This is a genomic window from Bradyrhizobium lablabi (genome assembly GCF_001440475.1).
GTDB lineage: Bacteria > Pseudomonadota > Alphaproteobacteria > Rhizobiales > Xanthobacteraceae > Bradyrhizobium > Bradyrhizobium lablabi.
Window position 1 is genome coordinate 180,638 of record NZ_LLYB01000081.1, and the last position, 25,048, is coordinate 205,685.

Here is a 25,048-nt window from a genome sequence, read left to right on the forward strand (position 1 = left end):
CCCGAGTGCTCATACTTGATGAGCGTCAGGGTGCGTTGATCCCGGCGAGGATAGTTTGAGCCCGCGCGAGAAACGGTACACGTGATCTGTCCTGCCGATTGGATAGAAGATCGACAAGTGCATTGCGGGCGGCCTGCGGTCGCCCTGCCTCAAGCTCGAACTCGGCGAGGCCAACAGCGGCTTCGCACTCATACAGATAGAAATCGTGCTGCTTGCTAAGTTCGATTACTTGGCTGAATAGCTCGCGTGCCGTATCGACATCGCCACGCCGGTTACGAGCAATGAGTACCTTGGCGAGGATTGGGTGATGCTTGCCGATGAGGCGAACGTCGGATGGGCCCAGGCACTGGCTCATCGCCTTCGCAAGTGCAGATTCTGCGCCATCCAGGTCGCCAACAATTCGTCGAGCGTCCGCGAGTTCAATCCACAAAATTGGATGAAGAGAGCCGGTTTTGATTATAAACTCATCTGCTAGGCAGGAAGTCAGGAGGCGCTCTGAGGATCGAGCGTCTCCATCCGCATATCTGAAAAGAAGCGCTCGAAATGCCTCGGCAACCGCATGCCAGGGCCGGTAGTGCCGTGACACTTCCTCCAGTTTTTGCAGGCAGCTGCGTGCACGCTGAAATTCCCCCGACGATATGTTCACCCATGTGGCACCTTGGGCAAGAACAAAATACGTGGTTGTCAGATGTCCTTTTGCCTCGGCTTCGTCTATCGCTGTGTTCGAAAGCGACAATGCCTGCTCACAATACCCCATGTAGTGCTTGGCAAGTGCCAACCCGACCTTGCAAGAGATGAACGAGTCGATTCCTCCGAAATACAGGTAGGCGCTTCTGGAGATCGACGGGCAGTCCTGCAGGAACGTCTCGAACCGCTGATGAGCTGATCGTATCGCTGAGTTTTCGAAGTCGTTGAATGCGGATATCCGTTGCAAAAGGTAGTGCACGTCAGGATTGTTGGATCGCTCTGCCGCCTTGGCAAAGGCGTCGAGATAGTGCGTCGCCTGGCGGCGGGTTAGAAGCGTACTCTGAATAATGCCGTAGAGGGCTCGCAGCTCCAGGAAGTCATCTTCGGCAGCCTGCGCCGCTTGCCAGGCACGCTCATACAAGCTCGCTCCCTCGAAACCCGGAAGGTAAACCTGCGCGGATGCGAGGGATACCAGCAAGCGAGGCCGTGCTGCTGCATCAAACGCGGAACGGCCATCGACGAGGTGAAATGCCTTGGTTAGATAAGGGACCCCTTGAACCAACGAGGTGAGCGCGAGCCAAAGCCGTTCCGCGGCGATTGCAAGCTTTACGCCGAGTTTTGGATCGCAAGAAAACGCCCAATCCAGCGCCACCCGAACCTCGTCCAGGTAGCCCCGCATTTTCGCGTTCTCGGATGCGTCGTCATAGAGGTCCCAGTCGATGCCGTCGAGCAGCCGGAGGAAGTATTCCGCGTGACGTCTCTGCGCTATGTCGCCTTCAGAGAAGTCCAGCTGAGCTACATAAGCTCTCGTCGTGTCCAGCAGACGATACTCCGCATAGATCGATTCCGAGTCGAAGGAGAGAAGTGAGCGGCGAGACAGACCTGTAATGGCGTCGTGCGCAGCGGATGCGCTGAGCTGATCGCCGCTTGCCACGGCGATGCCGGCATCAAGCGTGAAGGTTCCGGCAAAGCAAGCGATTTGTCGAAGAGCAAACTGTTCTGCTTGGGATAGCAGATTATAGCTCCAGTCGATCGTTGAGAACAGCGACCGTTGACGGGGAACAACGCTTCTTCGATCGATATTGATCACCGACGATTTTTCGTTGAGGCTGCGTAGTGCCTCCTCGAAGCCAAGTACCGCGGCAATCGAAGCGGCAATTTCGATTGCCAGCGGGATACCATCGAGCCGTCGGCAAATCTCTGCGACGGCAGCAGCGCTGCGATTATCGAACTGCAGTTTCGCCGCCCGCTGGTGGAGGCACTTCAAGAATAACTGGACGGACGAATAGGTCTTGATGTCGTCCGCGTGCGTCTCGGCAGCCTTTGGGGGAACTGTGAGGGGGGCGAGTCGCCAGACGGCCTCGTCATCAAGCTGCAGTGGCTCTCGCGTCGTAACGAGAACATCTACGTGCGCCGTGCTGACGAGCAAGGCGTCAACGAGTCTCGCCACTGGACCGAGCACATGCTCGCAACAGTCCAGGATCAGAAGCATCCGCCTGTCGTGGAGGCCCAGCACGATCTGTTCGATGTCGGGCCAGTCTGTTACCCTTAATCCGATCGCATTCGCCAATGCCGTGTAGACGAGGTCAATCGAGGATATTCGGCCAAGATCGACAAAGCAGACGCCATCGGGGTAGCTTGCGGCCCGGTCATTTGCGACCTGCAATGCAATCGTTGTCTTCCCGATGCCGCCCGACCCGAGGATCGTCACGAGTCGTCGGCTATTGATAAGGTCATGAATCCCATCCGCCGCCGCCTCGCGGCCGATTGGCTTCACGACCATTCCAGGGATGCCGAATCGAGGCTGGCTCTCGGAGCGAGGAGGGGCCGGCCTTTTCACAACCACATCGGCGTCGAAACGGTATCCCTGAGACGGATCAGCTTGGATTGCGCCGCCGTAATCACGCAGGGCCTTCCTCAGTCCCGAGATTTGCACGCGCAAATTGCTTTGATCAACGTGCAAGCCAGGCCATGCGCTTTTGATCAGGGTGCTTCGACTGACAGTTACGCCAGGTGCTTCAAGGAGAGTTTGCAGGATCGCTAACGCGCGAGCGCCAAGCCGAACCGGGACGTTTCCGTCCCATAGCGTATGGGTAGCCGCGTCAAAGCGAAACGGTCCGAAGAATATCTCTCGGTTCACCATTGCACCTGCTTGGGTCCCATATCCCGCGGTGCACTTTAGAGCAGTGCCTCAGGTTTGCTTACCAGAATATCCGGATGTCCGTTAATGGCAGCCCTTAACGGACGTCGATGTTGGGGGCGGACTGCCTCCGGTATCGGGGGGGAGAGCGGACGTGGAGCAAGGCATGTCGCACCCTAGTTCGTCGGCAGATAGCAGCCGGGCACGGCGCCTCGTGCGCATGTGCTGGCGGCAACCGACGTTTGCAACTCCGTTTCGCTATGCTGGCGCTAGTGAGCCGGCACGCGGAAGGCGGCTCGGTAATTCGCCGGGCTGGTGCCAAGCCGTACCCTGAAATGATGTCTCATGGCGTCGGCGGAGCCAAAGCCGGTTTCTGCAGCGACGCCTTCGATCGGGATTTGCGTTGCCTCCAGCAGTTCGCGCGCTGTCCCGCCAATTGCCATCGCCGGGATACGCTCCTTCGGCTTGTTTCTCATCCTTTGGGTGCCGTCCCCGGCTAATCTGGGCCAAGTACTCCTTGGCGGTGGCGCGTCGACATCTCACTAGCATCGCCAATGGAAACCCTAATTGATGAAGCCCGCTTGCCTCCCTGTCTGAGGTCGCCTTGGACCGTGAAAGTCCGCCTTCGCTTCCCAATGACGACAAAGAAGCCTTTCAATTCCGTGAGTTACTGAAGGGCGTCGTACTTTGGCGCGCTCTTGGAAGCTGCGGCGAAGCGCTAATTCTGAACTCTTAATCAGCGGGTCCCAGGTTCGAGCCCTGGTGCGCCCACCATCGCGNCCATTCTTTTTCAATAGGTTACGAAGACGTCGCCGAACCAGAACCGGATTGCTCGGTTCTCGCTCGCACTGGCTACGATTTCCTCGCCAGACTACGCCGCTCTACAATATTGCGCTCCTGACGGAGGCGGTCCGCCTCTCGCGCGAGTCGTTGCCGCGAAAGGCGCGATGCAGCCTGTCTGCGCAGACATCATGCGAGCGTTGCCAATAGGGAAAAGCGTCGAACCTGGCGCGCGACGACCGGGTATCGCTGGCCATCGATGACGATCCCGCCCAGGTAATGGATATCACTGGGCCGACCATGGCGGCGCAGCGGCTCGGTTGGCAGGCAACTGCTTCAGCCGGGTTGCGCGCGGCCGCCTCTGAAGAACTCCGAATAGAGACAGATGAGGAAGAGCGCGAAATGAACGATGGCACGCGCTCCGCTGATGGCAGGCGTTTCGACAAAGCCGGTACCGAGAAGCGGCACTGAGAACCCGGCCAGCGAAAGATAGGTCAGGTCCCGGAAGAGACGAAGAAGGCGCCAGCGAGGAATTTTCGGACATCGGTGCTCCGCCAGGCGAGGTAGAGGCTGCCGACGGCCATGAGGACGCCGGCGATGGCGTAGATCGCGATGATTATGGGTGGTCTCCGAGAATTCGAATTTCCGTTCGGCCCATAGCGCCGGCGCTCCCGTCGCCAAGTATCGGGTAAGCGTCGCGACGTCACCGTCCGGTATGCATCAATGGTTCGGGTCATCCGGAGGGTTTGGACACTCATGCCGACGAGCACGACCGCACTCAACCGCTGCATCAGCGAACTCATCGCGCGCTGGGACAGCCTAAGTTGGAGTTCCTTTGCGCTACATCAAAAACACGATTGCCGTATCGCGCTAGGAAAAGGCAGTGCAGCCGAAGAGCCTGTCAGCCGAGGGCTGTTGATGTTGGGGGCTCAACCTCCTTGGCACTCCGTGATCTGAGCAGGAGGATCACATGTCCGTAAGCAGCGACGCGGACGATCTGGGTTCCGCCGTGCGTTTCACGCTAGAAACGACCCATGCCATAGCGGTGTGTCCCTTCCACTTGGACGTAACGATCCGTACCGGTGACGACGCTGCTGAAAGCCATGCTGTTGCGCGTGCCAGAAAGCTCGTCAAGAGCGACGGCACGGCGTGGCAAGGAGAAGCTCTTCGTAAGGAGTTTGTACGCCAACTCAGCAAAGCCGCTGACCGTTACTGCCCCCACTGTGCCATGTTCGGGGACTCAGTGGTAACTCAGGAAAGTGCTGACGTTGATCGTTCGCGTTCTTCTTCGGGCGATGACGAGAAGGAGACGCAGTTTGCCTGCGAGGGGTGCGGTGATCTCGTGGCGCTTGAAAGGGCGAAGGTGCGAGAGGACATCGGGAGCCTCGATAAGGATCGGAGCGCCTTTCTCAATGGTTCATTGGCAGCCATGACGATCATTGAGCGTTTGTCCCGGGAGCATCGCAATATTGAGATGCTGCTCGGAGTCCTTGAGCGCGAACTGGAGATATTCGATCGCGCGGGCCGCCCCGACTATGAAGTTATTCGCGCGATCATTAGCTATTTTGAAATTTATCCGGAGGTGTACCATCATCCCCAGGAAGACTTGGTCTTTGCCAAGCTAAGACTTCGCGATCCCGCTGCGGCCGCAAGAGTCGGTGACCTCGCACTAGAGCACCAAAAAGGGGCCGAGCGTTTCCGCCGCGTCGCTCAAGCGATCGACGGTGTCCTCGCGGATCGTGAAATCCTTCGACAAAATGTGGATCACATCGTTCGCGAATTCATCGAGCACGAGCGGCATCACATGATGATGGAAGATCGCTATTTCTTTCCCGCCGCCCTCAAGGCTTTGCGGCCTGAGGATTGGAGTGAGATCGAGTCGACCTTGACCAATCATGATGATCCGCTGTTCAGCGAGGCGGCTGAAGAGACGTTCGACGTGTTACGAGCGCGCATCTTGCAATTGGAAGAAGAGGCTGAAGCTGAACGACGGTAGTCGCAGGCCACGCCGCGGGCGGCTCAGGGGCCACAAGGGCCCCCCGGGGTGCGTTTCTGAGGAGGCTCAAATGTATACGCGCGTTCTGGGACTCACGATATCTGCGCTCGTTCTGACGTGTGGCGCTGGCGATGCGAGTGCACAGCACCAAATGGCGCCCCAGTCAGACCAGCAACAAACTCAATCCCATCCCATGGGCGAGGGAGGGGTCGGCACGATGAGGCAAGGAGGCATGATGGGTGGGGGTATGATGGGCGGAGGCATGATGAGGCACGGCATGATGGGCGGGGGCGCGGTGGGGCACCCGATTATGTTTCGCATGATGTTCGCTCTGATGGACAGCGATGGCGACGGAACGATCTCATTGCCGGAGTTTCAGGCGGCTCACGAACGAATCTTCAAGGCCATGGACAGCAACAAGGATGGCCGACTGACCCAGGAGGAGATGCAGGCGTTCATGCACGGGGCCGGGAGATCGGTTCCGCAGCAGTAGGAATCTCGATCGATCTCCTCGACGCCGCCCTCGGCCGACAGCCGTCCACGTTGTAGAGCAAACGGTTCGTCGTGCTTTTTGATGTCGATGCCAGTCTTGCGCGGCCAGTTTGGCAAGTGAGTAGAGTCGGTTATCCGAAGACCGCCATTGCTTGCCTTGTCCGCACTTCGAAAACGAACCGACTGACATTCGCGCATTCCGCGCATCGGTAGGAATGCCGTTCGTATCCGTCTTCGCTATCTGGATGGTGCGGCTCGACGCGGATCAGGCACATGATACTGCCGGCGCAGTTTGGGCATTTCCGATGGTCGAAATCCGAAGGCATGGCGATGCTTCCCTCCATCTGCTCGACAGTGTGGAATATGGGAATCGTGGCTTGCCCGGTGAATTCAGCAGGCCAAGTCGCTAGCGCACGACGGGCCCCGCCCTTCCGGTCTCCTCCGCGATATTTCTTTCTTAGATTGGGTTCATATTAGACGGGGAACATGCGCTCTCTTTGTCGCGGCTCAAACTTCGGGACGTTTTTCGTGGAATGCGCCGGAAGGAGCCGGCCGGTAGCCTCAGTTGGAACCGTCAACCCTGTGGGAGACCTATCACATCTGAGCCTGCATCCTGCTCAAGCCAAAGGCCCCGCGTGGCCCGCTTGCGTTACCGGATTTGCGGCCTGCGATTGTACCGCAGCGCGGCCGATGCGGACACGCCAGACGTCCGGCCCGCTCTCGACATAATCCCACGTGAAGGCGCCGGGATATTTGACGTCGAACAGGTAGTGCAGCGGACGGGGGTTGTGATCGCTCACGATATCGAACGAGCCCTCGTGGCCAATCTGCTCAAAGGTATCGAAGATCAAGGCGTGTCGCATCGGCCGTGCGATCTGTCGAACGTCAATTATCTTCTGCAAACCCGCATTCCCGTGCATGTCTGTCTCCGGATATCTCATTTTGCATCAGCGCCCGCACACACTTCGGTCGTCGCCCTTCTGCAAGGCTGCGGCCAAGTCTGCGTCAATGCCAGTGGGATCATCATCAGCAATGGACGGGATTGTCTTTGCTGCAACACAAATAGCGGACGCTGATGTTGTGTGCCTCCATCAGCGATGCGCGGCGGCGATCGCACGGAGGTCGGCAAGGCGGGCTATGGAATGAGCGGCGAGCTGCTGGGCCAGTTCCAGGCGGGGCTGGTCGACAGCATTGTCGGCCTCATCCAGATAGATCGAGGACAATTGTTCCGCGCGGCGAAGGGCGCGATGCTTGATCTCCTCGAGTGTTTCAGAACGTGGCGATTGCGCTTCCTCCGCCTCAGGAACTGGATCTACGGAGCCGGTTCCGATCAGCGATAGCAGGTGCTTGCGTTCAGGCCCGGGCAGGTCCTGCGACCACCAGACGATGTCTTTGAGAAGAAGGCTCTCGAGCAACGCCGCCATGGATAGCTCGGTGGCCGCCGATGAGCCCTCGACCGCTGTCCTTTTTCGCTCGGCCCGCCACGCCAGCCGGCGTTCACGGCGAAGCAGATTGCCGTCGCGGAGCGCCTCGCGCGCCAAATTCTCGGCCGCTGCACGTAAGGCCTTGGCTTCGGCGAGCGCCGCCACATAAGTCCAGAATATGAAGGCTCGTTCGCGATGCCTAACGGCGAGAGCCCACGCGCCATAGGGGGTCGAGAGAAGAGAGTTCCCGATATCAGAGAGCTCCTCCGATGGAACCAGATCAATCGGCGTCCAGCGAAGGTCGGCCGGACCGGGAACGCGCCCGATCGCCGCAATGCATAAGTCTTTAATTGACTCGGCGCGATCCTGTTCGCGCTGGCTCAATACTTCGAATACGCAACGGACCGGCTCGAACGTTTTGTCGCCTTGTGCCGCAAGTTTGCCGTATCGCTGGATAGCTATTTGCGTTTGAGTAGATGCGATTGCGTAAAGCTCGCCGACGTCCTTTACGGGAGCAGGCGGGTCGGTTGCCAACAGGGGTTCGCTGCGCATCGTAAGATCCAATCCGAGCGGCAAGATTTAACTGATCCGAACCGCAGGTCAATTTGCGTTAGCGCAAGCTCGAAGCGATTTGGTTGTTGTAAGGACATCCATCCAGAACAACGGCGTTCTGCTGAATTGGAAGCAGGCCCTTGCGGATATTCGTCAGCATTCGTGTCCTATTTGGCGTCGTTCTGACCGCGCTTGGCTGGATCGGCCTTTCTTGCGAGGCACATGCAGTCGGCCGTCTGCACGATTATCTGGCAAAAGCCGAGCCAGGCGAGCTGGTTCCGGGCGCGAACCGGCTTGGACCGCCGCAGGGTGAACCGGCAATCGCACCGGCCTATCGGGATGACCAACTCCTGGGCTTTGTCTACCTGAATTCGGATTTTGCCAATGCCATTGGCTACTCCGGCAAGCCCATTCAGCTCTTGGTCGGGATCAACCCGAAGGGCGTGCTCACCGGCCTCAAACTAGTTGAGCACAAAGAGCCGATCGTACTGGTTGGCATTCCAGAGAAACGCATTCTGGAAGCCGTCAATAAGTTGATCGGCGCCGACATCGAACAGGTCGTTCGCGGAGCCGCGCCGTCGCCGCAGGTCGACATCGTCAGCGGAGCGACGGTGACTGTGCTGGTGATGGGCGACAGCATCGTCCGTTCCGCCACCAAGCTGATCAAGAGCGGTCGGCTCGGCAATCAGGGCGCGGTCTCGAGCGCGGCGCCGCAGGTCACCAAAACCATTGATTTCGGCAAGAGCGAAATCCGCGACTGGCAAAGCCTGGTCGGCGATGGCTCCGTCCGCCGCCTGACCCTCTCCATTGCTGACGTCAATCAGGCTTTCGAGAAATCAGGAAACGCAGCCGCTGCAGCCCATCCGGAAGAAGGTGACCCCGGCGAGAGCTTCATTGACCTGTATGTCGCCAACGTTGCCGTGCCGACCGTCGGGCGCAGCCTGCTCGGCGACGATGGATACAATCGCCTGGCAGCGCGGCTCAAGGCCGGTCAGCAGGCGCTCATCGTCGCAGGATCGGGCCGCTATTCGTTCAAGGGCGCGGCCTATGTCCGCGGCGGCATCTTCGACCGCATCGAACTGATCCAGGACACCAACAGCATTCGCTTCCGGGACCGCGATCACACGCGGCTGGGAAGCCTTGCCGCCGAAGGCGCACCCGACTTTCCGGAGATCGCACTTTTCGTCCTGCCGATCGAGTTCAACTTCGACCCAACCGAACCGTGGACACTTCAACTATTGGTGCAGCGGGTGATTGGCGCCCGGGAAAAGGCCTGGGTTACCTTCGATCTGGCTTACACGCTTCCAGATGCCTACCTGAAAAGCGAGCCAGTGCCGTCCGTGACAAAGCCGGCGGCCGCTCCGCCGGCGAAGGTGCCAGCTGCGTCCGCAGTGCCATCAAAGGGCACAACTGGCGACGGCGAGACGAAGGCCACCCCGGAAGAAGAGCCGCTATGGATGAAGATCTGGCGCGGCGACGCCGTCAAGATCGGGACGACGATCTTCGCCCTCGGTGCGCTCACGCTGATCTTCTTCTTTCAGAACGCTCTCGTCCGCAGGCCTGCGGTCTATACCTGGGTACGTCGCGGCTATCTCCTGTTCATTCTCGTGTGGCTGGGTTGGTATGCAAACGCCCAGCTCTCGGTCGTGAACGTTCTGACTTTCGTGAACTCGCTGCTGACGGGATTCAGCTGGGAATATTTCCTGTCGGCTCCATTGATCTTCCTGCTCTGGGCTTCGATCGCCGCCGGTCTGCTGTTCTGGGGAAGAGGTCCTTTCTGCGGCTGGCTTTGCCCATTCGGAGCCCTGCAGGAGCTGCTCAACAACGTCGCTCAGGCAGTGAAGATTCCACAATATCGATTGCCGTGGGGGCTGCATGAGCGGCTGTGGCCATTCAAGTACATCATCTTTCTTGGCCTGTTCGGAATGTCGCTCTACTCAACCGCATTCGCGGAGCAACTGGCTGAAGTGGAGCCCTTCAAGACCGCGATCGTTCTCAAGTTCGTCCGTGAATGGCCGTTCGTCATCTACGCATTGACGCTTCTGGCGGCCGGACTGTTCGTCGAGCGATTCTTCTGCCGCTACGTGTGCCCGCTCGGAGCGGCGCTGGCGATTCCCGGCCGTATCCGCATGTTCGAGTGGCTGCGGCGCTGGCCGGAATGTGGTTCGCCCTGTCAGCGCTGCGCCAACGAATGCCCGGTCCAGGCGATCCATCCCGAGGGGCACATCAACGTCAACGAGTGCATCTACTGCATGCACTGCCAGGAGCTCTATTTCGACGATCATCGTTGCCCGCACATGATCCAGGTGCGGTTGAAGCGGGAGAAGCGCGAAGCTCTTTCATCTCCCTCGATGCGTAGTGGAGGCAAAGGCCCAAATACAGTCATCACTGCCGGCGGCAAACCAGTTGTCGTGCCGCCGGCCGGCGGCATCACACCACCCGTAACCTGAAAGCCCAGGAGGCTACCATGAGTGACAACGAAACTGGAAAATCCGTCAGCCGGCGCACCTTGCTCGGCACGACGGCGGCTGCTGCCGGCGTCGGCCTTGCGGGTGGAATTGGTATGTCCAGCGATGGCAAAAACCTCGTTGCGACTGCCGATGCGCAAACCAAGACAGCGGCGCCGAAGGCGGCTCCGGCCCGTCCTGCGGCTCAGAGGGCCGAAGTGAAGCCGGGCGAACTTGACGAATATTATGTGTTCTTCTCGAGCGGCCAGTCCGGAGAAATGCGTATCGTTGGCCTGCCGTCGATGCGCGAACTGATGCGTGTCCCCGTGTTCAACCGTTGCAGCGCTACGGGATGGGGACAGACCAACGAAAGCCTGAAGGTTTTAACCGAAGGGATGCAGCCGGCGACCCGCGAATTGCTCAAGAACCGCGGCGGCACGTTCATGAACGGCGATCTGCATCACCCACACATCTCGTTCACCGACGGCACCTATGATGGCCGGTACGCTTTCATGAACGACAAGGCCAACACCCGGGTGGCGCGGGTGCGGCTCGACGTGATGAAGTGCGACAAGATCATCGAATTGCCGAACCAGCACACGGTTCATGGTCTCCGCCTGCAGAAGTACCCTCGCACGGGATACGTGTTCTGCAATGGCGAAGACGGTGTGCCGCTTCCGAACGACGGCAAGGTGCTCGACAAGCCGAAGGACTACCACGCGATCTTCACCGCGCTGGACGGCGATACCATGAAGGTGGCTTGGCAGGTGATCGTCGACGGCAATCTCGACAACGTCGACGCCGACTATCAGGGCAAGTATGCGTTTTCGACCTGCTACAATGGCGAAGAAGGCGTAACGCTGGCCGATATGACGGCCAACGAGCAGGACTGGGTCGTGATCTTCAATCTCAAGCGGATCGAAGAGGGCGTCAAGAAGGGCGACTTCAAGGAGATGAACGGCGTGCCCGTGCTCGATGGCCGCAAGGGATCGCCCTACACACGTTACGTCCCGGTCTCGAACAATCCACACGGCATAAATACCGCGCCAGACGGAATCCATTTCGTTGCGGCAGGGAAGCTCTCACCGACAGTCACGGTCTTTGACGTGCGGCTGTTCGACCAATTGTTCGATGACAAGATCAAGCCGCGCGATGTGGTGGTTGCCGAACCTGAACTTGGCCTCGGGCCGTTGCACACTGCCTACGACGGCAAGGGCAACGCCTATACGACCCTGTTCCTCGACAGCCAGGTCTGCAAGTGGAGTATCGACCTCGCCAAGCGAGCCTTCAAAGGTGAAAAGGTCGATCCCATCATCCATAAGCTCGACGTCCATTACCAGCCCGGTCACAACCACAGCTCCATGGGACAGACCAAGGAGGCCGATGGAAAGTGGCTGATCTCGCTGAACAAGTTTTCCAAGGACCGCTTCCTCAATGTCGGTCCGCTGAAGCCAGAGAATGATCAGTTGATCGACATATCCGGTGACAAGATGGTGCTCGTTCACGACGGTCCGAGCTTCGCCGAACCGCACGATGCAACGATCGTTCATCGTTCCAAAATCAACCCGATCTCGATCTGGGACCGGGCGGATCCGATGTTCGCCGATGCGGTCAAGCAGGCGAAGGCCGACGGAATCAATCTCGAAGCCGACTCGAAGGTGATCCGGGACGGCAACAATGTCCGCGTCTACATGACGTCGACCGCGCCGGCATTCGGCCTGGAACAATTCCAGGTCAAGCAGGGCGACAACGTGACCGTCTACATCACCAACATCGACGCCGTGGAAGACCTGACTCACGGCTTCTGCATCGTGAACTATGGTGTCGCCATGGAAGTCGCGCCGATGGCGACCGCCTCGGTGACCTTCGCGGCGGATAAGCCCGGTGTCTACTGGTACTACTGCTCGTGGTTCTGCCACGCCATGCATATGGAGATGAAGGGCCGGATGTTCGTCGAGCCCAAGATGGTCTGAATCGAGGACAGCACGTGCTTCTCCTGTCACGACTTATTCCGGCGGCGATCTTCGCCGCCGGGGCCTTCGGCTCCGCTACCGCGGCGGAGCTGAAAGCTGTCGCGGACCAGCCGCTTCAAGCGGTGCTGGACCGTGCGCAGGATGGCGACGTCGTCAAGCTGGCGCCTGGCGTCTACAAGGGTGGGATCAGGATTGACCGTCGCCTTGTCTTAACCGGGGGATCCGGTGCCGTGCTCAGTGGCGGCGGGGCCGGCAATGTCATTACTGTGGTCGCGCCGGAGGTCACGATCCGCGGCATCACCATCCGGGAATCAGGCCGCGATCTGCAAGCCATGAATTCAGGAATCTTTCTCGAGAAGACTGCCGAGCGGGCGGTGGTTGAAAACAACCGCCTGGAGGAAAACCTGTTCGGCATCTATGTGCACGGGGCGACCGGATCCCGCGTCGAACGCAACGTCATCGAAGGGCTCCGCGGCGGCGGACGCCGCAGTGAGACCGGAAATGGCGTGTCGCTCTGGAACGCCCCTGACGTCATCATCGCCGACAACACGTTTCGCTTTGGCCGCGACGGCATCTTCACGATTAGCAGCCGCAAGGATCGCTTCATCAACAATCGCTTCGAAGGGGTGCGGTTCGCCGTCCACTACATGTACACCAACGACAGCGAAGTCAGCGGCAACGTTTCTGTCGGCAATACTGTCGGCTATGCCATCATGTACTCGAACCGGTTGGTGATCCGCAACAATGTCTCGGATCGGGATCGGGACTACGGCATACTGTTCAACTATGCCAATTATGCCGAGATCGACGGCAACCGGGTCACGGGCGGCCCGCTGGACAATATTGCCGGCACTCGCGAGGAGGGGGCGCTCGATGAGAAGGGGATGCTGCCCGACGCACGGCCGGCGCAGGACGGCGGCAGCGGGCCGGGAAAATGCGTCTTCATCTACAACACAAATCATAACAAGTTTCGGAACAACTGGTTCGAGCGCTGCGGCATCGGCGTGCATTTCACGGCCGGCTCGGAGGGCAATGAGATAACCGGCAATGCCTTCATCGGTAACCGCAACCAGGTAAAATACGTCGGTACGCGCGATCTCGATTGGTCGAAGGGGGGCCGCGGCAATTACTGGAGCGACAATCCGGCCTTCGACCTGAACGGAGATGGCCTTGCCGACACCGCTTACCGCCCCAACGATCTGGTCGACCGGGTGTTGTGGACAGCGCCCTCGGCGAAGGTGCTGATCAACAGCCCCGCGGTCCAGGTCCTTCGCTGGGCGCAGGCGCAGTTTCCCGCGCTTTATCCGGGCGGAGTGGTCGATAGTCATCCGCTGATCGCGCCGCCGCCGAAACCATCGCCAGAGCGGAGCCGCAGATGACCGTTACAGTGTCCGTGAGCGGCGTCGACAAGAACTATCGCAAGGTGCGCGCATTGCGCGACGTCTCGTTCGATCTGATCCCCGGGCGGTTGAGCGCGTTAGTCGGCCACAATGGCGCCGGCAAGACCACGCTGATCAAATTGATGCTGGGATTGATCCGCTCGGACCGAGGCGCGATCCGCGTGATGGGGCAGGACCCGGCGGCGGGCGAATTCTCGGCACGCCGGCTTCTCGGCTATCTGCCGGAAAATGTCGCGTTCAACGCCGCGCTGACCGGGCGCGAGACTCTGACGTTTTACGCGCGGCTGAAACAGATCAAGCCGTCGAAAGCGTGGGCGCTTCTCGATCGGGTCGGATTGGCAGATGCCGCCGACCGCAGGGTCGGAACCTACTCCAAGGGCATGCGGCAACGATTGGGACTGGCCCAGGCGCTGCTCGGGCAACCGCGCGTGCTTCTGCTGGATGAGCCGACCACGGGCCTCGATCCGGCGCTGCGCCAGACCTTTTATGAGATCCTGAACGAACTGCGGGACGACGGCGCGACGGTCCTGATTTCCTCGCATGCGCTTAACGAACTCGAGGATCGCGCGGAACATGTCCTGATCATGAACCAGGGTCGACTGGTGGCGCAAGGCACGCTGACGGAGTTGCGCTCCCTGTCGCAATTGCCGATCCGGGTCACGTTCGACCTGGCGGGTGGCGGCAACGACGAAGCTGCCGTCTCTATCGCAGGAGAAATCAACTCGAGTCCGTGCCGCCGAACGGTGCTGGTGTCGGATGAAAAGGGAAAGATGGACTTGTTGCGTGCGGCCGCGAACGATCCGCGTGTCGAGAACATCGAAATTGCGGCGCCGACCCTCGACGATCTCTACGCACACTTCCTCAACACCCAGGAGAAGGCCGCGTGAGGACAATCCTGATCATCGCCTTCAAGGAAATCCAGGAAGGATTGAGGAACCGCTGGGTACTGGCGACCACGCTTCTGCTTGCCGCGCTCGCATTGTCACTGGCGTTTCTCGGCAGCGCTCCAACGGGCAATGTCGGCGCCGGCGCGCTGGATGTGGTGGTCGTCAGCCTGTCGAGCCTCACGATCTTCCTGCTGCCCCTGATCGCGCTTCTGATCTCGCACGATGCAGTCGTCGGCGAAATGGAGCGGGGCACGATGATCCTGCTGTTAAGTTACCCGGTGGGGCGCAGCCAGGTCATACTCGGGAAGTTCTGCGGACATGTTCTGATCCTCGCTTTCGCGACGGTCATCGGCTATGGCGCCGCGGCCGCTGCGCTCGCGATCACCGGCGCCTCGGTGCTGGCGGCGAGCTGGTACGCCTTTGCCTCCATGCTCGGGACGTCGATCATGCTCGGCGCGGTGTTCGTCGCGATTGGATATCTCGTCAGCAGCCTGGTTCGCGACCGTGGCACGGCAGCCGGTGTCTCGGTCGGCATCTGGTTGTTGATGGTGCTGGTGTTCGATATGGCGTTGCTTGGTATTCTGGTGATCGATCAGGGACAGATCATCTCGGCATCGGTTCTTGAAGGACTGCTGTTTCTCAACCCCACCGATCTTTACCGCCTGACGAATCTCACTGGATTCAACGTCAGCCAGTTTTCGGGAATGGCCGGACTGGCCGGCACCGCGACCACCAGCATTGGCGCGCTATTGCTGGGGCTGCTGGTCTGGATCGCAGCGCCACTTGGACTTGCGGCGGCGTTCTTCGCACGGAGGGAGCTATGATCCTGCGAACCATTTGTTCGGTCCTGCTCTCGGCGTTCGTTCTCATGGGCTGCAATCAGGAATCCGGCAACAAGCGCATGCCGCCGCCCGTTGCACTCAACAGCGACGCGATGGGTGTCTTCTGCGGCATGAACCTGATTGAGCACCCCGGACCGAAGGGGCAGATCATCACGGCGAGCCGCATCGATCCGTTCTGGTTCACTTCGGTCCGCGATACCGTCGCGTTCACGTTGATGCCGGAACAGCCGCGCGACATCCGGGCGATCTACGTCTCGGACATGGCCCAGGCGAAGAGTTGGGAGGATCCCGGCGCAACGAACTGGATCGACGCGCGGAAAGCATTCTTCGTGATCGAAAGCCGGAAGCAGGGCGGCATGGGCGCGGCGGAAGCGGTACCCTTCGGCAATCGTGCAGCGGCGGACCGGTTCGCCAGCGACAATGGCGGTCGTGTGGTGACGTTCGGGGAAATCCCTGCCGCGTATGTGCTGGGGAGCGATACGGCGGGTGCATCTGCCGATCATGATCAAGATGTCCGGCTGAATTGAAGGGACCTGTACAATGCGGACCCCCAACCTCACGCGCCGACGGATGATTGCGATCACGGCAACCGCGCTCGGTTCGGCGTTCGTGAGCGCGGCGCGCGTCGCTCGGGCGAGCGAGCCTGTCCGCTGGCATGGTTCGGCGCTCGGGGCGCAAGTTTCGATGGAGGTATATCATCCGGATCGTGCCGAAGCCGAGCGGCTTGCCAGGGCCTGTCTGACTGAAGTTCGCCGGATGGAGCAACAATTCAGCCTGTACCGTCCGGACTCCGCGATTTGCACTCTCAACCGCACCGGAATCCTTGTTTCTCCGGATCCCGACATGGTTGCGCTGCTCAAGGACGCGCTGTTCTTTTCCGACCTGAGCGGCGGCGCATTCGATCCGACGGTCCAGCCATTATGGCGACTGTATGCCGATCATTTCGCTTCGGAAAGCCCGGATCCGGACGGCCCCTCGCCGGAGAAGCTAGCCGAGGCGCTGAGCAGGGTAGGCCGAAACGGACTGCAGGTTGGGACGGATCGCATTGCACTTGCGAGGCGCGGTGCTGCGATCACCCTGAACGGCATTGCGCAAGGCTTCGCGACTGATCGGGTCGCCGAAAAACTGCGTAAGGCGGGTTTGTCGACGACGCTGGTCGATATCGGAGAGATCAGAGCAATCGGGTCACGGCCTGAAGGTGCGCCATGGCGTATCGGTCTTGCGGATCCGGATCGGCCGGGGGCGCTCACGGAGACGATAGATCTCGTCGATCGCGCCGTAGCGACGACGGCCGGTGCCGGATTCCGTTTCGACGCTGCCGGTCGGTTTACGCACCTCTTCGACCCCAAAACGGGGCTCAGCCCGTCCCGCTATCGAACGGTCAGCGTCGTCGCTCCTAGCGCAACCGAAGCGGACGCTCTCTCCACGGCTTTCAGCATGATGGACATTTCTCGAATACGGGACATCGTCGGCTCCCGGCCGAATGTCGAGGCGCGCATGGTCGATTCCAATGGAGCGCTGATCGTTTGTGGTGCGTGAGACAAGCCAAAAACCGCCCGTTTGAGTTATTGCCGCTGACAAACACGAAGAGGAGCTGACATGCGAGGCATTGTTGTCGTAGCGCTTTTGACAGCCGTCGGAGCGGGAAATGCGAGCGCGCAGGATGCCGCAGCTGGAGAGAAGGTTTTCGTCGTCTGCAAGGCCTGTCATCAGATCGGTGAAGGCGCGAAGAACGGTGTCGGCCCGGCTCTCAACGGCCTCATTGGACGCAACGCGGGGAGCGTTCCCGGCTACTCGTATTCAGCCGCCAACAAGGGCTCGGGTCTCACTTGGGACGAAGCGACCTTCCGCGAATACATCAAGGATCCCAAGGCAAAGATACCGGGGACCAAGATGATCTATCCCGGTTTGAAGGACGAACAACGGACCAGCGATCTAATCGCCTTCCTCAAGCAGTTCGACGCCGACGGGAAGAAAAAATAGCTTCTGACTGCGGACTTCCGAAAACTCTCAAGAGATATTGGTTTTACGATCTGGCGTCGGGAAAATTCATTGCAGTTTCATCCGCCATGGAAGCCGATCCGTGGTGGCTAGAATGGCGACATCGTCGAGCGTCAGCCTTCCCATTCGCGCATGGAAATCGCGAGATCGAGATCGAGCAGGCCGATGGCCCGCCGGGCCATATGATCGACAGCTTCCGCCAACGTGACCGGCTGGGCATAGAATGCCGGCACCGGGGGCGCCACGATCGCTCCGAATTCCGTCACCGCCGCCATCGCCCGCAGGTGGCCGAGATGCAGCGGGCTCTCGCGCACCATCAGCACCAGCCGGCGGCGCTCCTTTAGCTGCACATCGGCGGCGCGTACCAGCAGATTGTCGTTGGCGCTGCCGGCGATCGCTGACAACGTCCGGATCGAGCACGGCGCGACGATCATGCCTGCCGTTCGATACGACCCGCTGGCGATGCTGGCCCCAATGTCGGCATGTTCGTGATGCTGCGCGACCAGCGCCGCGATTCGGGGGAGGGCATCATCGCCGACCTCATGTGCCAGCGTTCGCCGGCCGGCCGGCGTCACCACCAGATGCAATTCGCATTGTCCGGTTTCGGCCAGCAGTTCGACCACGCGCATGCCGAGCGCAGCGCCAGACGCCCCGCTGATGCCAACGACGATCCGTGGGCGCGTCGTCATCGAGCGCGTCCTTGCGAAAGCATCTCGGTCAAACCAAGGCGCTGCCACAGCTCATCCACGCGGGCGACGACCGCAGCATCCATCTCCAGAACGCGACCCCATTGGCGTACCGTCTCGGCGCCGATCTTGTGCGTCGCGTCGATTCCGAGCTTGCCGCCGAGGCCTGGTTTCGGCGACGCGAAATCTAGATAATCGATCGGCGTGTCGGTCAACGTGACCAGATCGCGGGAGGGATCGGAGCGGGTTGAAATGGCCCAGGCGACATCCGCCCAGTCACGTACATTGATGCCGGCATCGACAATAATCAGGAATTTTGTGTAGGTGAGCTGCGGCAACAGGGACCACAAGGCGAGCATGATACGGCGCGCCTGGCCGGGATAGCGCTTGTCGATCGAGGCAATTGCCATCCGGTAGGAACAGGCTTCGGGCGGCAGCCAAAGATCGACGATCTCAGGCAGTTGCTTTCTGACCAGGGGAACGAACAGCTCGTTGAGTACCTCGCCAATCCGCGATGGTTCGTCGGGCGGCCGGCCAGTAAATGTCGACAGATAGACCGGATTGCGCCGCATCGTGATGGTGGTGACCCGCATTACCGGAAAATTCTCGATGGCGTTGTAGTAACCGGTGTGATCGCCATACGGCCCCTCCGGCGCGGTCTCGTTCGCCGATACCATGCCCTCGATGACGATCTCGGCGTCCGAGGGCACCATCAGCGGTACGGTGACGCACGGCGAAAGTCGCGGCCGTTCACCACGAATGAGCCCCGCGAACCGGAATTCCGACAGCGTCTCCGGCAGTGGCAGCACGGCGGAGAGGATGGTTGCCGGATCGGCGCCGATTGCCACCGCGACCGGCATCTCCTTGCCGAGGGCTTTCCACTGGTGGTGATGTCGCGCTCCGCCGCGATGCGCGAGCCAGCGCATGATGGCGCGATCGCGGCCGATTACCTGCATCCGGTAGACGCCGACATTGATCTCGTCGCCGATCGCATCGTCCGGCGGCCGGGTGATGACCAATGGCCAGGTAAGGAGGGGCGCCGGTTCGCCCGGCCAGTTGATCTGCGCCGGCAGCCGGGTCAGATCGATCTGGTCTCCGTGCCACGCGATCTCCTGGACAGGCGGCGCGTGAATCGTCTTTGGCCGCATTGTCATGGCGGCACGGGCGAGCGGCATTTTCGACATCATGTCGGCGAAACCGCGCGGTGGCCGCGGCTCCCTAAGCTCCGCCAGCATTTCGCCGAGCGAACGGAGCCCGGCGGGCTCGACGCCGAATCCCCACGCGGTTCGCTCCGTCGTGCCGAACAGGTTGACCAGAACAGGCATTTCGCCCGGACTGCCGTCGGGCATGACCGGCGCCTCGAACAGCAGGGCAGGACCATTGGCCCGCAGGGTACGCCGGTGAATCTCGGTCATGCCGTGCACGACGGACACCGGTTCCTGGATTCGGATCAGGCGCCCCTTGCCTTCCAGATGGGACATGAAACTTCTGAGATCGCGGAACGGCGGCAGGACGCGGTGGGGCACGGACACCTCATGGAAAGCGAAACTCCTCCACGAGATTTTTGCGCCCGTCTTTGTTCCAGAACAAAGATGAGCTGACGCCGGCAACGGTAAACACCGAGGCGATGGACGCGCCGTTCCGGTCGCCACGTGTCTTGCAAGGGGCTGACTGCGCGAGGATGCCGCCCGTACCTACCCTTCCGCGATGGATCGCGCGTACGCTGCAGCCATTGCCGCTTGCCCCACTGCAACTGCCGCTGGCGCTTGCACTGCGTTCGGTGGTGGCGCGGCATCCGTATATCTTTGAGCGCCTCGACGTCCACGCCTACAAGCGCTTTGGCCTCCAGCCCACCGATCTGCCGTTCGGGCTCGTGTTGGCCCCACACCCAAAGATGCCGAGCCTGATTGCGGTGCGGAGCCTGCCGGCCGGACTCCCGATCCGTATCGCCGGGCCATTGCTCGGTCTCATCGGTCTCATCGACGGCTCCTATGACGGCGACGCGCTGTTTTTCTCGCGCGACCTCGTCGTCGAAGGCGACGTCGAGGCGGTGCTTGCGCTGCGCAATGCGATCGATGATGCGGGCGTCGATCTGGTCGCGGATACGGCCGCCCTGTTCGGGCCGCTGGCGCCTTCGGGAGAAAGGCTCTTGGGTGGTGCCTTGCTGCAGTTGAAGGGGGCGGCACTCGCCACCAAACGCGAGGAGGCGCGATGATGGAGTTGATTTGCCCGGCGGGAACGCCTGCCGCCTTGCGCACCGCCGTCGATGCCGGCGCCGACGCGGTCTATTGTGGGTTTGCCGACGCCACCAATGCGCGAAATTTTCCGGGTCTGAATTTCAACCGTCGCGAAATGAGCGAGGGGATTGCTTATGCCCATCGAAGCCGCGCCAAGGTGCTGGTGGCGATCAACACCTTTCCGGCGGCTGGTGCCCAGGAGCTCTGGTACAGTGCGGTCGATGACGCAGTTGCGGCCGGTGCGGACGCGCTGATTATCGCCGATGTCGGCCTGATCGACCATGCCGCCCGCACCCATCCGCGCCAGCGTCTGCATCTTTCGGTGCAGGCTGCAGCTTCCAATCCCGATGCAATCGGTTTCTATGTGCGCCGTTTCGGCATCAAGCGTGTGGTGTTGCCGCGCGTTCTGACGGTCTCGGAAATTGCAGCCATCACCCGCGCCATCGAGTGCGAGACCGAGGTCTTCATCTTCGGCGGACTGTGCGTGATGGCGGAAGGGCGCTGCTCGCTGTCCTCTCACGTGACCGGACAATCGCCCAACATGAACGGCGTCTGTTCTCCGGCCAGCCACGTCGTCTATCGCGAGGAGGCGGGGACGCTGGTCTCGCGGCTTGGCGATTTCACGATCAATCGCTTCGCCAAGGGTGAACCCGCGGCCTATCCAACCCTGTGCAAGGGCCGCTTCAAGACCTCACTCGGATCCGGATATTTGTTCGAGGATCCCGTCAGTCTGGACGCGGCCGCCATACTTCCGAGCCTGCGGGCTGCCGGCGTCGCCGCGTTGAAGATCGAGGGACGACAGCGCAGCCGGGCCTATATCGAGGGCGTGGTGCGCGGTTTCCGCGAACAACTGGATGCGCTCGAAGCGGGAGAAAAGCCGCCGGCCGATCGTCTGGCCGCTCTCACCGAAGGGCAGAACTCAACGCTCGGCGCTTACCGCAAGAACTGGCGATAAATGATGACAGGACAGATGAAGCTCACACTTGGCCCGATCCTGTTCAACTGGGAGCCTGACGCCTGGCGCGACTTCTACTTTCGGGTCGCCGACGAGGCCGCGGTCGATGCGGTCGCGGTAGGCGAGGTGGTCTGCTCCAAGCGGATGCCGTTCTTCGAAGATCACTTTTCGGCCGTGCTCGAACGCCTCGCTGCGGCGGGGAAGGAGGTGCTGGTGAGTTCGCTGGCACTTGTCACGGTGGAGCGGGAGCGCCGGCGGACCGAGGAGCTGGCGCGCGGCGGCGAGTGGCTGGTGGAGGCCAACGATATTTCCTGCATTGCTCACCTCGCCGGGCGTCCGCATGTCGTTGGCCCGTTCGTGAACGTTTACAATGAAGGCACGGCACAGTGGTTCGCCGCGCAGGGGGCGCGACGCATCTGCCTGCCGCCGGAACTGCCGCTGGAGTCCGTTGCGGCCATTGCGGCTGCCACGCCGCAGGTCGAAGTAGAAGTTTTCGCGTTCGGCCGAGCGCCACTGGCGATCTCGGCACGGTGCTATCATGCGCGCCTGCACAAGTTTGCCAAGGACAATTGCCGTTTCGTCTGCGTGACCGATCCCGACGGTCTGCCGGTAGACACGCTCGACGACGAACGGTTTCTGGTGGTGAACGGGGTTCAGACGCTCGCGTATGCCTGCACTAATTTGATTGCAGATCTCGGCGACCTCGCGCGCGCCGGTGTCGCCTCCTTGAGATTGTCGCCGCAACATTGCGACATGGTTGCCGTGATCGGCACCTTCCGCGACGTTCTCGACGGCACGATGCTCCCGGAACAAGGGTTGCGGCAGTTGGCGGCGATTTATCCCAACGTACCGGCGACAAATAATTTTCTCAGGGCCCGCGCTACGGCGGTTTGATCCGGAGCGAACGACCTGCAGGAGTCTGATCCGCATTGGTCCGAGCAAGGCAGCGCGGGGAATGAGCACGTAACTGATCGCGTGGATCGGGAACGCGCTACGCAACGTGATCGATCCCGAACGCGACATCATGATCAGGCGTTGGTGCGGCAGATTCCTATCCGCCGGTCGGATCGAAAACATCATACGTGCGCACGCGCGGGATGCGTATCCCTCTCTCCTTCATGTCGCGCAATGCAACATACATCATCGCGGTCATCAGCGCGTCGTTGAAGGCGTCGTGTTGAGGTAGAGCGGGGACGTCAAGGTCTCTGAGAATTGCCGCGAACGAGAGATCGATCGAGGTGTTGGGCGGCGCGTCGCCGTACTTGCGCTCGTAGTAGAGCTTGGATACCTCAATGCGGGGATTTGGCAGTTCGATCTCGATAAAGGGAAGAATATACTTGTCCAGCATGGCGATATCGAAATCGACGTAGTACCCGACAAGCGGCCGCCCGCCGACGAAATGCAGGAAGCTTGGCAGCGCCTTCCAGATCAGGGGGCCCTCGGCAACGTCGACCTGACGAAGGCGATGTACCTTGATCGCCTCCGGCTGCATGTCGGCCTCGGGGCGCACGACCGCCTCGAAGCGTTCGCTGGTCAGGATACGGTTGCCACGTATCCTGATCGCGGCGATGGTGACGATGTCGTCGGTATGCACGTTCAGCCCCGTTGTTTCGCAATCGATCGCGACAACTTCGTCCGCGGGGCCACGCTCGAACATGAACCGGTACGACTGGTCTCCGATCGAGACTTGATGGAACAGGCGTTTGATGGCGCGAGGGATCACGTCAGAAGGCGCCGAGGTTGAAATGACGATGAATGAACTCACGAAACTGCTTCACAACCTGAAACGCATCGCGGAGGAGGTCGCGCTCCATGCTTGACAACGACGACGGCCGTACGAGTGTGCCGGAAGTGCCGGCTGACGCTGCCAATTGCCCATCGAGCCTCAGCATCAACATGAATTGGAAGGCTTGACTGAGTTCACGAGCGAAGTCTGCCTGCAGCAGACCGATGTCGCGCAGGCGCATGATGCGCTTGTCGGTGGCGGTCTCCATTAACCCGTGCTCGAGAGCAAGACTGCGAACGCCGTGTACAATCGGAAAGATGCCTCCCTTCTTGAGGTCCAGCGCGTCGCCATTGCCCGCAGTTGTGATTAGGTTTTTGAACAGGCCGATCGGTGTGGCGAAGGTGTCGATTGCGTGCGCGAAATGGGCCAGGAAAACCCGCTCTCCGCGGACCATCTCGATGAGTGCGGTCTTGGCCTTGGTGAGCAGCTGCGCGTCGCCGGCGACGGGCCGCGCATCATAGAAGATGGCGACGTTCAAATGGGAGGTGTCGTCGGGTAGCGCGATCCAGCGGCGAAAATCCGCGAGATAGTCGGAGAGCGGCTTGGACCACGCCGGATTGCTCACCATGATGTTGCCGGGGCAGGGTGGAAAGCCAAAGCTTGCCAGCGCGCCGGAAAAATCGGCTCGAAACGCGGCCAGCGTCGGCTCGTCGACCGGTTCGGAAAGGATAAGGCCGTTGTCCTGGTCCGTGCGAACGGTCTGCTCGCTGCGGCCCTCACTCCCCATGACGATGAGGCAACCGCTGGTGCGAAACTCGGCCGGTGCCACCATCTCGAACAATCTGGAAAACAGGCGTTGGTTCAAATCGGAGACGATTTCGCCAATCACCTCTACGCCGACGCCGTGGCGGCGCAGCGCGCGCACCTGCGCCGTCGTTTCGCGTGCGGCGGTCGCCAGATCATCCTGGGTCGACGCACGCTCGATACGGCCGGCGACGACCTGGGCACTGCTGGCAAGGAAGCCGAGCACGTCGATATCCTCCAGGACGCCGACAAAGCGCTCGCCGTCGTGAACAGCAACGCGCCGCTTGTTGAGCTTTGTCATGAGCACAAGAGCTGAGGATACGAAATCATCCGGCCGCATCGTGACCACGTCGAAGTGCGCGAATTCGCGCACAGGCGTTTGGATCGATTGGCGGCGCAACACCACCGCCTTGGACAAGTTCATGCCGGTGATGATGCCGACCCGTTCGCCGTCGCGAACGAACAATGCATTGCTGTCGATCTCATGCATCATGTGGCCGGCAGCCTCGATGCTATCGCCCGCATCAATGAAGGCGGCGGGGTGCAGGAACAGCTCGGAGATCCGCGATCGCATCAACGAGCCGTAACGCTGCTCCTCCTCGTCGCGGACGAGTTCATCCAGCTTGTGCGATATATCGCGGTAGAAGAACGAGGCAAACCGCGGATTGCTTTGGATCAGGCCGAGTATCATGGCTTTTGGAGCGCAGTAGCATAGAGTCTCCTCGCGAGCGATAAAGGCGTGGCCGCTCTTGCCGTAGACCAGAGCGCGGCTATCGAAGCTGTCTTTGGGGCCGAGCAGTGCCAGCAGGTCGATTCCGTCTCGCTCTTCGATCGTTCCTTTGATGACGACGTATAGAGCCTCGGCAGGCGTGTCTTGCCCGATAATCGTTTCGCTCGGCCGGAAGTAGGTGATATCGAGCGCCGCACGAAGCGTCTCGACCTCTTGCGGCGTCAGGCGGTCAAAAGGCGGGTTGCCGGCATCGAAAGCCTTGGGCATTGCACTCTCAGGCCTCCGGCTC

Annotated in this window: 22 protein-coding genes; 14 read left to right on the forward strand and 8 right to left on the reverse strand. The window is 60.6% G+C overall.

What is annotated here, in order from left to right; all coding sequences use genetic code 11:
• Nucleotides 1-25: 25 nt before the first annotated feature.
• Together CQ14_RS21945 and CQ14_RS21950 are read right to left on the reverse strand one after the other, a co-directional pair.
• Complete coding sequence (locus tag CQ14_RS21945) at nt 26-2,830, reverse strand: winged helix-turn-helix domain-containing protein (protein ID WP_057859914.1); 2,805 nt, start codon at nt 2,828-2,830, stop codon at nt 26-28.
• A 266-nt stretch (nt 2,831-3,096) separates the two neighbouring features.
• Nucleotides 3,097-3,303: a helix-turn-helix domain-containing protein gene (locus tag CQ14_RS21950; RefSeq protein ID WP_057859915.1), complete on the reverse strand. Its 207-nt coding sequence runs from the start codon at nt 3,301-3,303 to the stop codon at nt 3,097-3,099.
• A 583-nt stretch (nt 3,304-3,886) separates the two neighbouring features.
• Between CQ14_RS21950 and CQ14_RS46590 the strand changes: the two genes are divergently transcribed.
• The 3 genes from CQ14_RS46590 to CQ14_RS44745 all read left to right on the forward strand — a co-directional run bounded on the left by CQ14_RS46590 (nt 3,887) and on the right by CQ14_RS44745 (nt 6,096).
• Nucleotides 3,887-4,078, forward strand: a complete 192-nt coding sequence (locus CQ14_RS46590) for a hypothetical protein (RefSeq protein WP_245320438.1) — start codon at nt 3,887-3,889, stop codon at nt 4,076-4,078.
• A gap of 499 nt (nt 4,079-4,577) precedes the next feature.
• On the forward strand, nt 4,578-5,603 hold the full coding sequence (locus CQ14_RS46595) for a hemerythrin domain-containing protein (protein ID WP_245320439.1): 1,026 nt from the start codon (nt 4,578-4,580) through the stop codon (nt 5,601-5,603).
• Between the two features lie 70 nt (nt 5,604-5,673).
• On the forward strand, nt 5,674-6,096 hold the full coding sequence (locus CQ14_RS44745) for an EF-hand domain-containing protein (protein WP_057859916.1): 423 nt from the start codon (nt 5,674-5,676) through the stop codon (nt 6,094-6,096).
• Between the two features lie 616 nt (nt 6,097-6,712).
• On the opposite strand, the gene CQ14_RS21975 is transcribed toward CQ14_RS44745, so the two are convergent.
• Together CQ14_RS21975 and CQ14_RS21980 are read right to left on the reverse strand one after the other, a co-directional pair.
• Nucleotides 6,713-6,997: a DUF2249 domain-containing protein gene (locus tag CQ14_RS21975; RefSeq protein ID WP_245320440.1), complete on the reverse strand. Its 285-nt coding sequence runs from the start codon at nt 6,995-6,997 to the stop codon at nt 6,713-6,715.
• A gap of 189 nt (nt 6,998-7,186) precedes the next feature.
• On the reverse strand, nt 7,187-8,071 hold the full coding sequence (locus tag CQ14_RS21980; RefSeq protein WP_057859919.1) for a ferritin family protein: 885 nt from the start codon (nt 8,069-8,071) through the stop codon (nt 7,187-7,189).
• A gap of 182 nt (nt 8,072-8,253) precedes the next feature.
• Between CQ14_RS21980 and CQ14_RS21985 the strand changes: the two genes are divergently transcribed.
• From CQ14_RS21985 to CQ14_RS22020, 8 genes are read left to right on the forward strand one after another with little or no spacing between them, the layout of a single operon-like run.
• Nucleotides 8,254-10,521: a NosR/NirI family protein gene (locus CQ14_RS21985; RefSeq protein WP_057860020.1), complete on the forward strand. Its 2,268-nt coding sequence runs from the start codon at nt 8,254-8,256 to the stop codon at nt 10,519-10,521.
• 17 nt (nt 10,522-10,538) lie between these two features.
• The gene (nosZ, locus tag CQ14_RS21990) at nt 10,539-12,491 is read left to right on the forward strand and encodes a TAT-dependent nitrous-oxide reductase (protein ID WP_057859920.1); all 1,953 of its coding nucleotides are present in this window, start codon (nt 10,539-10,541) and stop codon (nt 12,489-12,491) included.
• A gap of 14 nt (nt 12,492-12,505) precedes the next feature.
• On the forward strand, nt 12,506-13,870 hold the full coding sequence (locus CQ14_RS21995; protein ID WP_057859921.1) for a nitrous oxide reductase family maturation protein NosD: 1,365 nt from the start codon (nt 12,506-12,508) through the stop codon (nt 13,868-13,870).
• Complete coding sequence (locus CQ14_RS22000) at nt 13,867-14,778, forward strand: ABC transporter ATP-binding protein (protein ID WP_057859922.1); 912 nt, start codon at nt 13,867-13,869, stop codon at nt 14,776-14,778. The genes CQ14_RS21995 and CQ14_RS22000 overlap by 4 nt, the downstream gene beginning before the upstream one ends.
• Complete coding sequence (locus tag CQ14_RS22005) at nt 14,775-15,602, forward strand: DUF2705 family protein (RefSeq protein ID WP_057859923.1); 828 nt, start codon at nt 14,775-14,777, stop codon at nt 15,600-15,602. The genes CQ14_RS22000 and CQ14_RS22005 overlap by 4 nt, the downstream gene beginning before the upstream one ends.
• Nucleotides 15,599-16,147, forward strand: coding sequence for a nitrous oxide reductase accessory protein NosL (locus CQ14_RS22010; protein ID WP_057859924.1), 549 nt, complete (start codon nt 15,599-15,601; stop codon nt 16,145-16,147). The genes CQ14_RS22005 and CQ14_RS22010 overlap by 4 nt, the downstream gene beginning before the upstream one ends.
• Before the next feature lie 13 nt (nt 16,148-16,160).
• Complete coding sequence (locus tag CQ14_RS22015) at nt 16,161-17,159, forward strand: FAD:protein FMN transferase (protein WP_057859925.1); 999 nt, start codon at nt 16,161-16,163, stop codon at nt 17,157-17,159.
• 60 nt (nt 17,160-17,219) lie between these two features.
• Nucleotides 17,220-17,603 (forward strand): c-type cytochrome, encoded by a 384-nt coding sequence (locus CQ14_RS22020; RefSeq protein ID WP_057859926.1) that lies wholly within the window; start codon nt 17,220-17,222, stop codon nt 17,601-17,603.
• A gap of 131 nt (nt 17,604-17,734) precedes the next feature.
• Here CQ14_RS22020 and CQ14_RS22025 read toward each other — a convergent pair whose 3' ends face one another.
• Entirely contained in the window at nt 17,735-18,310 is a 576-nt protein-coding gene (locus CQ14_RS22025; protein WP_057859927.1) for a UbiX family flavin prenyltransferase, read from the reverse strand.
• Complete coding sequence (locus CQ14_RS22030; RefSeq protein WP_245320441.1) at nt 18,307-19,833, reverse strand: UbiD family decarboxylase; 1,527 nt, start codon at nt 19,831-19,833, stop codon at nt 18,307-18,309. Before CQ14_RS22030 ends, CQ14_RS22025 begins: the two co-directional genes overlap by 4 nt.
• A gap of 101 nt (nt 19,834-19,934) precedes the next feature.
• On the opposite strand from CQ14_RS22030, the gene ubiT reads away from it, so the two are divergent.
• From ubiT to ubiV, 3 genes are read left to right on the forward strand one after another with little or no spacing between them, the layout of a single operon-like run.
• Entirely contained in the window at nt 19,935-20,522 is a 588-nt protein-coding gene (gene ubiT, locus CQ14_RS22035; RefSeq protein WP_057859928.1) for a ubiquinone anaerobic biosynthesis accessory factor UbiT, read from the forward strand.
• The gene (gene ubiU, locus CQ14_RS22040) at nt 20,522-21,499 is read left to right on the forward strand and encodes a ubiquinone anaerobic biosynthesis protein UbiU (protein ID WP_057859929.1); all 978 of its coding nucleotides are present in this window, start codon (nt 20,522-20,524) and stop codon (nt 21,497-21,499) included. Before ubiT ends, ubiU begins: the two co-directional genes overlap by 1 nt.
• A gap of 15 nt (nt 21,500-21,514) precedes the next feature.
• Entirely contained in the window at nt 21,515-22,393 is an 879-nt protein-coding gene (ubiV, locus tag CQ14_RS22045; protein WP_057860022.1) for a ubiquinone anaerobic biosynthesis protein UbiV, read from the forward strand.
• Between the two features lie 157 nt (nt 22,394-22,550).
• Here ubiV and CQ14_RS22050 read toward each other — a convergent pair whose 3' ends face one another.
• Both CQ14_RS22050 and CQ14_RS22055 read right to left on the reverse strand, forming a co-directional pair.
• Nucleotides 22,551-23,264, reverse strand: coding sequence for a 3'-5' exonuclease (locus CQ14_RS22050; RefSeq protein WP_245320442.1), 714 nt, complete (start codon nt 23,262-23,264; stop codon nt 22,551-22,553).
• Nucleotides 23,224-25,026, reverse strand: a complete 1,803-nt coding sequence (locus CQ14_RS22055; RefSeq protein WP_057859931.1) for a putative nucleotidyltransferase substrate binding domain-containing protein — start codon at nt 25,024-25,026, stop codon at nt 23,224-23,226. The genes CQ14_RS22050 and CQ14_RS22055 overlap by 41 nt, the downstream gene beginning before the upstream one ends.
• Nucleotides 25,027-25,048 lie beyond the last annotated feature (22 nt).